The organism is Desulfomonilia bacterium (genome assembly GCA_036567785.1).
Classification (GTDB): Bacteria; Desulfobacterota; Desulfomonilia; order UBA1062; family UBA1062; genus DATCTV01.
In genome coordinates this window covers 147,596-160,703 of record DATCTV010000037.1, presented here as the reverse complement: position 1 = coordinate 160,703, position 13,108 = coordinate 147,596, and the positions used below count along the sequence as shown (strand labels likewise).

Annotated in this window: 11 protein-coding genes; 5 read left to right on the top strand and 6 right to left on the bottom strand. The window is 48.1% G+C overall.

Translation table 11 applies throughout. The features are described 5' to 3' along the window. Positions 1–78 precede the first annotated feature (78 nt). Positions 79–1,884: a glycosyltransferase family 2 protein gene (locus tag VIS94_11405; protein ID HEY9161681.1), complete on the top strand. Its 1,806-nt coding sequence runs from the start codon at positions 79–81 to the stop codon at positions 1,882–1,884. A gap of 99 nt (positions 1,885–1,983) precedes the next feature. On the opposite strand, the gene hflX is transcribed toward VIS94_11405, so the two are convergent. The 4 genes from hflX to VIS94_11385 form a co-directional block, all read right to left on the bottom strand. After that, positions 1,984–3,552, bottom strand: coding sequence for a GTPase HflX (gene hflX / locus VIS94_11400; GenBank protein ID HEY9161680.1), 1,569 nt, complete (start codon positions 3,550–3,552; stop codon positions 1,984–1,986). A gap of 62 nt (positions 3,553–3,614) precedes the next feature. Continuing rightward, positions 3,615–4,115: a transcription termination/antitermination NusG family protein gene (locus VIS94_11395; protein HEY9161679.1), complete on the bottom strand. Its 501-nt coding sequence runs from the start codon at positions 4,113–4,115 to the stop codon at positions 3,615–3,617. A 34-nt stretch (positions 4,116–4,149) separates the two neighbouring features. Continuing rightward, complete coding sequence (locus tag VIS94_11390; protein ID HEY9161678.1) at positions 4,150–4,728, bottom strand: class I SAM-dependent methyltransferase; 579 nt, start codon at positions 4,726–4,728, stop codon at positions 4,150–4,152. A 5-nt stretch (positions 4,729–4,733) separates the two neighbouring features. Beyond that, on the bottom strand, positions 4,734–5,135 hold the full coding sequence (locus tag VIS94_11385) for a hypothetical protein (GenBank protein ID HEY9161677.1): 402 nt from the start codon (positions 5,133–5,135) through the stop codon (positions 4,734–4,736). 85 nt (positions 5,136–5,220) lie between these two features. Here VIS94_11385 and VIS94_11380 point away from each other — a divergent pair, with 85 nt between their 5' ends. From VIS94_11380 to VIS94_11365, 4 genes are all read left to right on the top strand, one after another. Continuing rightward, a complete protein-coding gene (locus VIS94_11380) occupies positions 5,221–6,396 on the top strand; it encodes a hypothetical protein (protein ID HEY9161676.1) in 1,176 nt (391 codons plus the stop codon). A 111-nt stretch (positions 6,397–6,507) separates the two neighbouring features. Continuing rightward, positions 6,508–7,986, top strand: a complete 1,479-nt coding sequence (locus VIS94_11375) for an MFS transporter (GenBank protein HEY9161675.1) — start codon at positions 6,508–6,510, stop codon at positions 7,984–7,986. Positions 7,987–8,061: 75 nt separating this feature from the next. Beyond that, on the top strand, positions 8,062–9,567 hold the full coding sequence (locus VIS94_11370) for an MFS transporter (protein ID HEY9161674.1): 1,506 nt from the start codon (positions 8,062–8,064) through the stop codon (positions 9,565–9,567). A 355-nt stretch (positions 9,568–9,922) separates the two neighbouring features. Then, positions 9,923–11,317, top strand: a complete 1,395-nt coding sequence (locus VIS94_11365; GenBank protein HEY9161673.1) for a hypothetical protein — start codon at positions 9,923–9,925, stop codon at positions 11,315–11,317. A gap of 82 nt (positions 11,318–11,399) precedes the next feature. On the opposite strand, the gene VIS94_11360 is transcribed toward VIS94_11365, so the two are convergent. Both VIS94_11360 and VIS94_11355 read right to left on the bottom strand, forming a co-directional pair. Further along, a complete protein-coding gene (locus tag VIS94_11360; protein ID HEY9161672.1) occupies positions 11,400–12,143 on the bottom strand; it encodes an ABC transporter permease in 744 nt (247 codons plus the stop codon). Next, complete coding sequence (locus VIS94_11355) at positions 12,140–12,988, bottom strand: ABC transporter ATP-binding protein (protein ID HEY9161671.1); 849 nt, start codon at positions 12,986–12,988, stop codon at positions 12,140–12,142. Before VIS94_11355 ends, VIS94_11360 begins: the two co-directional genes overlap by 4 nt. Positions 12,989–13,108: the final 120 nt, after the last annotated feature.

Below are 13,108 nucleotides of genomic sequence, written 5' to 3'. Positions count from 1 at the left end.
ATATCTTTGACATATACATAATATACATATTAAATCATTTTTTTCTTACAAAGCTGCCAGAAGAAGGGGTAAATTGCCATGCGTATTATCGGCATTTCGCTTGTAAAAAATGAAGAGGATATCATTGAGGTTTTTGTCCGCTATAACCTCTGTCATATGGATGCACTCGTGATTGCAGACAATTCGAGCTGCGATAAGACCAGGGAGATTCTTACCCGTCTCATTGAAGAGAATCTGCCTATTGTCGTCATTGATGACCCGGAAGTGGAGCGCAAGCAATCCGAAAAAACCACACATCTCCTCCAGAGCGTATTCAGAACCTTTCATCCTGATTGGATAATTCCGCTCGATGCGGATGAATTTCTCGTACCGGAAGAGAATCATTCGCTTAAGGAAATCCTTGGTTCTGTGCCTGTTGATCATGTGGTCAGCATACCATGGAAGAGTTATGTACCAACGCCCTCCGACGATCAGAATATTATCAATCCCCTGATACGGATACGTCACCGAAGAGAGGTTGAAGATCCTTTCTGGTATAAAGTAGCCATTCCATCTTCGATCCTCTCGGACAAGTCACTGATAGTCGACACAGGCAATCATTCCGTTCATTCAAGTGTAAACGGCCGCAGGTATCCCGTAACCTGTCTGGACACGTTGAAGCTGGCTCACTATCCCATACGCTCGGCCGAACAGATAGTAGGAAAGGCCTTCGTCGGGTGGCTTGCACATATGTGTGATTCCAGCCATATACAGGGAAACAGCTTTCATCAGGAAGAAATGTTCCATCGCTTTCTCGACAATCCTGCCCCGACAGCGGAGGAACTCCGGCAGATCGGACTGAGCTATTCGGGTTGCAATCCCTCATGTAACCTGATTGACGACCCGATTCAACTATCAGAAGACGTATCGATAAGTTACCCTCCGGCAACAACGCCGCTCCTTCTAAAGATAACAAGACAGGCAGAAAAAATAGCCCGGCATTTTGCGAAGCACGTGATGCCGCTTGATACTCTGGCCAGGATGCATCTTGCAGAAGCAGAAGCAAAAGGTGTTGAAGCCGGTCCGTTCGTGGATGGTTTCCGCGATATTCCCCCGCTCCGTTATATAAATGAACGCTTTAGGCCTGCATCCGTTCTGGTAATTGGAGATGGGGTACGTTCGAGCATTGATCATTTAGTGCAGTTGGGTGTTCATGATGCTGAGGCGATTTCAATACCCGACCTTCATCAGAAAACAGGCTCAGGCCGCACATTTGATCTCGTTATGTGTCTTGATGTCATGCAATGGATATCACCTCAGGATGAGGACCGTGCACTGCAAACAATATTAGATTATGCATCCCGAGTTATTGTGTTTTCTTCCATGCAGCCGGGACAGGCACAAACGGAAGCACCCAACCTCAAACCGACTCAGTATTGGGTCGACAGGTTTCATGAAAAAGGCTGGGAAGTTTATCCATTTGCTACTCAAGCATTCCGCATTACAGCCAACCTTCTCAGCTCCAAACACAATGCCATAGTGCTGGTGTCAGCTTCAGCGGCAGACGGCTTATCCTTGGATCATCCATTCAGTGTCGATGAACTCTTCTATCATCATGATGAACCGTTTGTATGGAATGAGCAGAAGCCCGGGCTTTACGAATACACGCTTCCCGGTGACAAGCTTGCCGAATCATTTGCCGGGGCATGCAGCCCCCGTGAATCACTCCTGAGGATACATGAGTTAGAAGCACTTCTTAATCAGCAAGGCTGCCTGATACAACAACAGATCAGGACTCTCAGTCTAATTCATTCTTCGCGAGGTTATAGAATGCTGCAGCAATATTATAAAATCAGAGACTTTATATTCAAATTGCCCTCTCTGATATTTACTTCTTCGAAGTAGCATTCAGCTCTTTTCTACTTATGAAACTTGATAGGCGCCCTCTTAAATTTTCAAGATTCCTTTTTTTTAACCGGATATGATTCCAACAGCCTGACGCTACTACATGAAATATCTTTCAAGCCTTTCAATAAGCGGCTTTAATGTCTTGCGGTCAAGGGCCGAGATGGCGACACCGTCATAGCGCCGGGTCATTGTCTCGACATATTCCTTTTCAGCCTTGTCGATCTTGTTAAAGACCCTGAGCCGGGGTTTGGTTTCAAGCCCGAGGCCGCTCAATATCACGTTGACAGCCTGCATCCTGTAATCGATGAACGGGTCGGATATGTCTATCACCTCGACAAGGAGGTCCGCATCGTTCAATTCCTCGAGCGTTGCCATGAATGCAGCTTTCAAATCAGGCGGCAGGTCGCGTATGAAGCCCACCGTATCAGTTATTATGACCTCGATATCCTTTGGAAATCTCAGACGTTTGCTCGACGGGTCCAGCGTTGCAAATGGCATGTCAGCGGCCAGGACATTGCTCCTGGTAAGCGTGTTGAGAAGAGTTGATTTGCCCGTATTGGTATAGCCTATAATGGATATGACGGGCAGGCGCTTTTCACGGCGCTGTCTGCGTGTCACTGCCCTCTTTTCGCTTATGCGCTCCGCATCCTTTTCGAGCCTCCTCATGCGCTCTTTGGCACGCCTGCGGTCGATTTCGAGCTTGGATTCCCCGGGTCCCCTGATTCCGATGCCGCCCAGCAGACGGGAAAGCGCTGGGTTTTTGCCCACGAGTCTGGGCATGTTGTATTTGAGCTGGGCTAGCTCCACCTGGATTTTTCCTTCCATGGTCCGGGCGCGCTTTGCGAAAATATCAAGGATTACCTGGGTACGGTCAAGCACACGCATGTCGATCTCTTCCGTTATGGATCGGGATTGTGAAGGGCTCAACTCATGGTCGAATATGATTAGATTTGCGTCAACAGCCAGGGCCTTTATGTATATATCGTTCAGCTTGCCCTTGCCGACGATATATTTAGGGTCAGGTTTGGGCCTGCGCTGGATGACCGTATCCAGCACGGCGATTCCTGCGGAAACGGCCAGGTCTTTTAATTCTTCAGTGCAAATCTCGATTTCTTCAGGATCGTTCCCGACTGCAACAAGTATTGCCCTGTCTCCGCTTTCGACATTTCTGGCCGGTCGCATCCTGCCTATTTCAGCCTCGAGCTCGGATATGAAAGTATCGAACTCCAAGTTTAACCTATCGGTTCTTACGGGATCCAGAAGCTTCCATTCAAGCCGCATGCCTTCATCCGGAAAGAGGTGTGCGCCGTATGCAAAACCGGGCCTGCCGCCGTCAAGGACATCGACGGCCCATATCATATCGAGCCTTAGGCGCGAGAGATCGGTCAGGTCCTCGGCGGAAAGGTTCCCGTCGCCCAGATGGGTATGTATCAGCCTCAGCCCCTGCAGCCTGCCGTGGTGAGTCCGCCTGCGGTCGAGAGGAGGTATCGTAAGGCCTGTTGCAGTTCCTGCTATAACATACTGGACTTCGCCGAATCGGTCGAGGATGACACCTGTCTGTATGCCGGAGGCCCATGATATGCGGCAGATCTCGGTTGCAAGCTCGTGAGTGAATACGGCCTCGGCCGGAAGTTTTCTGCGATAGAGCCTTTCGAGTGCCCTCAAGTCGGGCGCCTTCAAACCCCTGGTATCGCCGAAAACGGTATGAATCCGAAACCTCCCGGTATCTATGCCTTTTCCAGCATGGAAGAATGAAGAACCACCTTGGCCCGCTGGTTTACTATCTCAACGAGAATCCTCACCCTGCCCTCGTCGGAATCCCATGAGTCGAAAATTCCGATAACGTCCTTCATCGGTCCCGACATTACCCTGACAAGTTCGCCCTTTTCATACTCGACAGGCTTCTTGATGACGCCTTCGCCCTTCGTCTCGATGTCCTTGAGCATATCGACAAAACCTGATGAGATCGGCACGGGATTGTTGTTGTCGATAAGCATCCGCCTGACCCCGCGGCACCATTTAACCTTGAAGAGCTCGGAATCGGTGTCTTCTGAATTGACAAAAATATAGTTCGGGAAAAGGGGCACTTTTTTAAGCGTTTTCTTTCTGGCATGGAAAACATACTTCTGCATGAGAGGCTGGTAAACCTCAAAACCGCCCTGCCTGAGTTTGGCAATGGCCACAACTTCTTCACGCGGATTCGTGTTTACAACATACCATTCTTTCATGGGAATGGCTTATAGAACAGCGAGAGTCGTTTAGTCAATTGCCCTGATTTGCAAAAACAGCGGCCCGGCTGAAGCTGAAGCGGGGCAGCGCTACAAGGTTCAACCCGCATGACTGGGCGGTTTTTACAGTCTTTTCAAAGGCGTCAGCCTTCACATGCATGCCCGGTTCGACTACAAGTATATGTCCTGCCGGTTTGAGCATTTGCTTTATCTCACCGAAGAGGCGCTCCTGGTCGGGAACTTCATGAACCATGTAAAAGGCCAGGATAAAATCCGCAGGCTCTTTTACATCAAGGGAATCTGGTGTGCATTTATGTGAAATTATTCTGTCTTTCAGACTGTTTTTAATGGCGCGTTTTTCCATACCTTTAAGCATCTTTTCCTGCAGATCAACTGCAATCACCTTTCCTGATTTGCCGACCATCCTGGCAAGCGGGATAGTGAAATAGCCTATTCCGCAACCGATATCCACGGCCGTATCACCTTCTTTCACAAGGCCTTTCAGTATCTCATCAGGCTTTTGAAGGAGTCTCCTTAGCGGATTATCAAAGGTCCGAATAAGCCACCAGGGACATACTTCATCTTTTATGATAAGATTTCTCAACCTTCCCATTATTCTCACTCCTTTATGGGCTTGATCTCTATTGAAACAAAGCTCTCAGTTACGCTGTAGGCCTGCTCAAGCCTGCACGGCCTGCCTGTCTTGTCCTTGAAATGATATTCCGTATTTATGCAGACTTCCAATGTATTTTTTCCTGCATCTCCTTTGGGTTTCGCATAGATGCAGTACGGGCCGAGCCGCGTACCGCCCAGCCTCGGGTTGATATTGTTTCCGATACGGTTTGCCTGACCGCTTTTCTCAAGATCAAGTGTGGCAAAAAGGTATTTCTCTACATCCGGCGACTGTTGGATTACAGGTTTGATGTCATCAAGCAGGAAAGACCCGTCCGCATTTGCAATCGCCGCAGGAAAGATAAAGGCAATTATTACGCCCGTGATTATAGAAGTCCTTACTCTCATACTTGCCTCCTTAATATAATCAGGATATTATTTCTTTGTTGTTCCAAATGATAGATAGAAATTTTGTCTAACTGGGAAAATGTAGATGATGAAAAGGAATGTGCTGATTTTATTATATGTTCTCATACCTGTTTTCTGTTTCATTTCCTGTTCGAAAAAATCTTCCGACAGTATCAGCCAGTCTTTAAGAATCATTCCTGCCGGTTCAGCCGTCTCCGGTTCGGATACACCTGCTGTCATGCCGGGTTTATGGGTAAACGGGACGCTCAGTTTTCTTGACATACCGGAAAATGCCAGTGGGGGAGAGATTTACGATATAAGCGTTTACGAGGGCGTTTATTATTCTGCAGGGATATACTATGTCCCCTGCCCGGATGACCCCCAGTATGACTGCGCCCAGCCTGCCTTCTGGAAAAATGATAAGATTCACGAACTTCCCGTTCAATCGACTTCAGGATACGGCTGCTCGATTATAGTATCACAGGGAAAAGTGTATGTGGCAGGCATGGACGGGCTGTCACCCGTTCTGTGGACGGATTCCGTTCCTGTCAGACTTCCCCTAAGCGACGGGGCAGAGGGAGGAACCGCATATTCCATAATAAAATCGGATATGGATTTGTATATCGGGGGCTCGGTATGGCTTAACGCCACTGACGGGCACAGACCTGCATACTGGAAGAACGGGAACCTGAACATGCTCGGTTTGGGAGACGCGAGTGAGGGCGGCCTCCGCTCGATAACAATTTCGAACGGAAAGATTTACACGGCCGGATGGGTTGAAAAAGGTTCCATCAAACCGGTTTACTGGCTTGATAACAATATGAATTATCTTTCAGACCCTGATGACGGAACCATCGGTATGGTATTTTCGCTGGATGTATATGGTGCAAAAGTTTATGCCGCCGGCTTCATCACAGAGGAAAACGAATCGATATTCAGACCCGTGTTGTGGAATGACGGGACTAAAACGTTACTGTCCCGTCTCGATGAGACCTTGGGAGGGGTTGCATGGCATGTGGAAGTCTATGGAGGAAAGGCCTATGTATCAGGAGGGACCGGCTATGCCGACGGAACCGACGAGAAAAGAAGGGCCTGCATGTGGATTGACGGAACCCGCATAGATCTTCCAACCTCAGGAAAGAAGGCCTCAGCCGGAATGGATTCAATCTTTATTCCTGACAGCATGAAAGGCGACCCTGTGGCGCTTGATGATCCTGATCTGGCGACAGGCTTTATAATCGAAAGCATCACTTCACAGTAGAATACATGACAGCGGGTTTAAATGAATTGAAAGTGCAGGGTTTTAATCCGATTTTACAGGAAATTGCCACAAATATAATAGGTTAAGGAAGGGGTTTTAATATAAATATCCGTGAACAGTGACCCCAATTCAATTGATGACCTCAGGAAGAAGCATGTCTGGATTGTCGTAAGCGTCCTGTTCGCAGCCTTCATGTCGAAGCTCGATGTTTACATTGTGAACATTTCGCTGCCGTCCATCGCGCTTTATTTCAACACTACCCCGTCGGTCGTCGCCAGAACCGTCCTGGCGTATTTGATCGTCGGCACCAGCACGCTGCTCTTCTTCGGAAAACTTGGCGACAGGTTCGGGCAGAAAAGGGTATTCATTGCAGGCTATGCAGTCTTTACTGTCGGCTCGCTCATGTGCGGGATATCGCCCTCCATGAATATTCTCGTTATATCCAGACTCTTTCAAGGCCTGGGCGCTGCCATGCTGATATCAGCAGCATACGCGATAATTCCCAGGCACCTTCCCGGGGAAATCAACGGCTGGGCGTTTGGCATACTCTCGCTCGGGGCGGCGCTCGGCATTGCGGTCGGCGCACCTGTGGGCGGCTTCATAAACAGGTTCATGACCTGGCACTGGGTATTCCTTATAAATGTGCCTGTAGGAATAGTTGCAATAATCATGTCGTGGAAAATGATTCCGCCGGAGAAGACCCAGAAGATGAAAATAAGCATCAGTGAGTTCGACATCCCGGGAACACTGCTAAGCCTCTCAGGCTTGTCGCTGCTTCTTTATGCAATTAACACGGGCCACAGCGCAGGATGGACTTCAGCCCGGGTGCTGCTGCCCATAATGTTTTCGGTTATTCTGATCGCTATTTTCTGCATATGGGAGATGAAGAGCGTCTCGCCCATCCTGGATTTCACGATATTCAAGGATAAGCGCTTTGTATATGCAACTCTCTCCGGATTCTTCGGGCTCGCGGTGCTTGGGGGAAGCTCATTCATAATGCCCTTCTACCTCGAACTAGGCAAGAAGCTTGATTCCATGACAACCGGGATTATTCTGATGTCGTTTTCAATCGGATATGTTGTTGTCGCACCAATCGCCGGAAGGCTTGCCGACAGGATTCAGCCCTCGCTGCTCAGTGCGGCGGGAATGACGTCTCTGGTATTCGCGGCCTTCTTCTTCTCTCAGACGCTTTCGATCGAGGGGCTCGCATTTCCAATCATTTATCTTATCTGGCTGAGCGTTTCCTTCGCCGTATTTTTCTCGCCGAACAACAGCTTTGTCATGTCCATTCCATCCGATGACAAAAAGGGGATGGCCTCGGGCTGCTATAATGCGACAGGCGCTTTCGGCACTGCAATGGGTGTTGCCGTTTTCGAAACCGTGTTTTCATTCGGCGCTTCCCGTAACGGAACCGTATCAGCCATTATCTCTAAAACCCCTGCGGCCACTGCGTACGGCTGCAAACTCGCCTTCATAGCCGGTATGATGCTTGCTATTGTCGCGGCAATCTTTTCAGCTCTCAACATCAGATATCCGCATCGTCATGAGGGGGTGCAGATGAAAAAACATTTCCTCAATCTGCACCACTGAGGCATCTCATCAGGTTCTCATTATGCAGTGATTTCAGGCCCGGGTGTATCCGGCTGCAATTCATGAAGAATGGCTTTGGATTTTCCGTTTGCTTATAAAAGCAGCGGAAACGGATATGTATATATAATTAAGACAATAATTCTTATTGCCGATAAAAAATATATGTTCTGGAAAATAGTTTTAACTGCAATCACAGGTTCGTTCCTGTTCAGCCTGGACGGCAGCATCGTAAATATTGCATTGCCGTCGATTGCTGACAGCTATAACGCGACAGTCAGCGATATCGCATTCATTCCAACGGCATACATGATAACAGTTTCATCGACACTGCTTCTCGTTTCAATGTTTTTTACCCGTTTCGGTATAAAGAAGGTCCTGACCGCAGGCTATCTGCTGTTTTTCTTGAGCACCATCTTATGCTCATTCGCACCCGATCTGAGAATAATGATCATCCTCAGGATCTTTCAGGGACTGGGGGGAAGCGTACTTTTGAACGGCGCCTTCACGCTGATACCCAGGTACATCGATAAAAACAAGATGGGACTCGGCCTCGGTTTCGTCTCTTCATCGCTGGCAGTGGGAATTGCAGCCGGTTACCCACTGGGAGGATACATTACCGATCATTTAGGATGGCGCTATATTTTCATTTTTGTAACAGGCCTTACATTGATACCTTTTACCTATATTTTAAGATCCCTTCCGGATGACGAGCCTGCCGACAGGAATGCCGGTTTCGACATCAGAGGTGTCATGCTGTTTTTCATTGCATTTTCGCTCTTTACCTATTTCCTGCAATATGTCGAATACAGCGGGCTTAAGAACATCAAGGTCACTCTGAGCCTCTTCGGTTTTTTTATTGTTTCGGCAATATTCCTTTACGTTGAAAAAAGAAACAGCAATCCTGTTGTCGACATATCTCTCTTCAAATCCAGAGATTACGGGTTCGCAATGTGCGCCCGGCTTTTTGTAGGAATGCTGCAGTACGGAAACCTTTTCATGATGCCTTTTTTCCTCGGTATCATCAAGAAGATGAGCCCTTCGGAGTCGGGACTTCTGATAGCCACATATTCGATTTTCTATATCCTGATAGCGCCGGTGTCCGGTTTGTTTACTGACCGGTTTTCCCCGCAGAGGATAAGCCTTTTATCCATTATTGTCCTCATGTTCGCCTCGCTGCTGTTCCCTTTGATCATGGGGATCAAAGGCCCGGCACTGATAGTTGCCTATATGATAATTATCTCTATCGGGTTCTCGTTCTTCTATCCGGCGAACAACAAATTCTGTATAACGGCCGTGCCAGCAAACAGGCAGAGCATGTCGGTCGGGATTTTCCTTACAATATGGGTCATCGGCATGTCGCTGGGAGTATCCTTTTTTGAAATGGTTTTTTCAATGTCACTCTTGGGACACGATGAGGGTTTATCAGCGCTGAAAGAGCTTGTCGTCAAAATCCCAGAAGGCATGCTGTTTGACGCATTCAGGAATGTATACACAGCCGGTTTTATTATCATTCTGTCAGCCCTGGTTTTTCTTATGATATCGTTAGGGAGGCAACCCCTCGAAAAAGAAAGGTCTTTATAAATTGTGTGTCCCGGACATTTATCCGCCCGGGACATGCTTGTATTGCAGAAGTAAGGCATCTAGGGCTTGGCCAGGCCTGCCATGCCCATCGCACTTAGATGGTCGTCAATATGCTACGGCAATGATGTTTCCTGTTTGATTTCTGACTGACATCAACGGACTTTTCTGTTGCCACAGCCTGGAAGACCTGCTAATTTATAAGTGTAGAAATAACCATTGGCATATCACCTGAGCCCTTAAATGGATTAGAACAATAAGGGGTCTTGCATTGTGTAAGGCCGCATATAATATATTAACATACCTGGTAGTATACCATACTGTCCTGTTTTCTATGGACTGAAAGGAGGAAACTTTTATGAAAAGAATTTATCTCGTATTGGTCATTGTCTTGTGTCTCGGGTTGGTCGCCTGCGGAAAGAATACTGCAGTTATAACCACGTCAGACCTGACGGGTACAAATGGACAGGTCGTGCTCCTCAACACTGATGACCTTACCCAGCCGCCTGTCACTTTTGAGGGTCTTAACGGCCTTTCTCCTCAGGTTATCGTAAGCCCTGATGGCAGCAAGGCATATGTCTGCCAGGCCCCTTATCCGAATAAAGGTAGCGACAAGATTCTCATCATAGACTTGATCACTCAGGCTCGTACCGAAGTTACGATCAAAGCCTATCCCTTCCCCGACGATGGTCGCAGCATCTGGGACATGGCGCTGAGTGCTGATGGAACAAAGCTGGTGGTCGGGACATGGTCTGTTATCAACGGAGGCCACATCGAGGTCTATGACACCTCTACGCTTGGGCTTACAATATCGTTCAAGCTTTTTTCAGGCCTTACAGACCCCTACAAGTTCGGAAACAAACTCGTACTGGACCCGAAACACGATGTAGTTTACGTCATTACAACCACGGGTATAATCGGTACCAATCCTCAGGTCCGGGGGTTCAATCTCTCTAACGGCAGCATCTTCGACAGCGGCAAGGAGATCGAGTCCGACGAGATTATCACCTACGGCAACTACGACATCGCAGTCGCCCCACAGGGCGATCTCCTGCTAGCCGTGAGCAAAAAGATCTTCCCCTTCAAGATCACCGATACCGGGCTGGAAGCCCTGAACCCCATCGAGGGTAAATCAGGCGACACGTTCTACGGCAAGACCAAAATATTGTTCTCAAAGAACTGGGGCAGAGTATATGTCAACTCCGCAGGCTTTTATCTGCCTTTGCTTTTCAATCTGGGAGGCAGCGCCTACTGCCTTGACAAGGCAAAGATCCTTGCCAATGATCCGAATCCTTACGTCTTCAGCCTGGTGGATTTCGTCCACGATGACCTCATCAAGTGGATTGTAGGCCTGCTTAGCCAGGATATCGAAAATATCATCGATCCTGCACAGCTCTACGGCATAGCCGATTCCGCTATTGAAGGGGATACATGCTACATGGTCATCGCCTCGGTTGCATCAACGGCACTTGACCTTACGGGGTTGCAGGGAGGCAAGTACATACTGGCCATATTCAAGACGCTGCCCTTGGTGGGCAATGTCTGGGTGGGCGGCAAGATTATCGACTGGTATCCCAGCAATATCGGCGTGAATCCTGCCAACAATACTTTGATACTGTCGTATTTCTGGAGGAATCAGGTAGGCGTATACAAGAGGAACCCAGTCCTTGGCTGGCCGCTCACGAGCGAAAAGCTTATTGACATAGGGAATTATCCGCGGGCTCTGGACATATCCACTCAGAAGAATCAATAAAAAGCTCAGGCGCCGCAATGCTTAAAAAGCGCGGCGCCTGAACCCCAAACCCTGACGCCCCGGAAAAACGCCTGGGCACCATTTATTCTGTGTCCTTAAACGTACTCGCCGCAAGCAGGAGAAGCACGACAACGTATCCTGCGAGGGCATAAAAATTGATGAGTATTATGAAGAAGGCACGCTCGTCCCCGATGAGCTGCTGAAGGACATTGTTGGCGTAATAAAGCGGGAATATACGGCTTAAGACCTGCGCCCATTTCGGCAGCTGTGCAACATCGACAATCATACCCGAGAGAAAGGCTGAGGGAACAATTATCAGCGGTATAAACGGAAATATCTGACCTTCGTTCCTGGCGAATGTGGAAATGAATATGCCCAGAAGAACGGAGACAACAGCCAGCAGCCATGTGACCGCAAAAAGGATAAGTATAGTTTCCGGTGAGAATTTAAGTTTGAAAAGCCAGAAGGCTTCCGCCTGGATGATGGCGGTCTGAAATGTCACAAGTGCAAAGTAGCCGAGCAGAAAGCCGGCAATTATCTCGATGCGCGTCACACCTGAAATTATGAGTCGTTCGAGCGTTCCAGCCCTTCGCTCCTGAACGAGAAGGATTGTACAAGTAACAAAACTGATGAAATGGACAATAAAGGCCGTCACCGGCACCACATATCTTGATTTTGGAATATAGAAAGGCAGGGGTATAGCATCAAAGAACACCTTCAAAAAATATATGATGATAAGCGGGCCAAGTATTGAGAGAAGCAGCAGCCTCTTGTCGTGCCTGAGCTGACGCATTATGCGGCCTGCAATTATGAATACTTTTTTCATCTGCCTTCCATCAGTTCGAGAAAAACTTTCTCGATGTCCGGTTTTTTTATCTCAATTGATTTGACCTCTCGCGAAAGTCCGTATTCGTGAAGCGCTTCAGCCATGCTTTCGGGATTGCTGTCGATAATTCTGTTTAAGGACTTTTGCCTCATGCCGATACCGATTTCAGTCCGGCCCTTCTCCAGAATCACCTCCGGCGAAGCGTATAACAGTACCTGCCCCTCTGATAACAGCGCCAGCATGTCGCAATGAAGAGCCTCGTCCATCAGGTGAGTACTGATGATTACGGTCTTGCCGGCATCCGCCAGATGTCTGAACATCTCCCAGAATTTTTTTCTGAGCACAGGGTCTATTGCAGCAGTGGGTTCATCCAGGAAGATGAGTTCGGGATCATGCACCAGAGCACAGGCAAGGGAAACCCTCTTCTTCATGCCGCCTGAAAATGTATGAACTGCATCATCGGCCCTGTCAGCAAGCCCGGTGAATTCAAGAATGTTTTCCGCTCTTGTTTCCGGATTATCCAGACCATGAAGCCCGGCAAAGAATGTTATATTTTCTCTTGCGCTCAGGTCTTCGTATATGGACGGATTCTGCGGCATATAACCGATTTTTTTACGAAGCTCTTTTCTCATTTTGACAGGGTCTTGAGAAAAGACTGAGATTCTGCCCGAAGAGGGTCTGACCGCGCCTGCCATAGCCTTGATAAGCGTGGTCTTTCCCGCCCCGTTGGGTCCGAGAAGGCCGGTTATCCTCCCACCTGGTATATCTATGGATACATTTTTCAAGGCCTCGACCCTGCCGAACGTTTTATTTAAGTCTTTTATTTCAATTGAAAACTGATCCATTTTATCCCCGAACAAGATTTTTTTACCTTGAAATTGCAACGGCATTGCAGTTGCAATGATAAGTTCAGGTCAGATTTTGAACCACAACCATCATATTATCAATATGAAATACAAATCGCA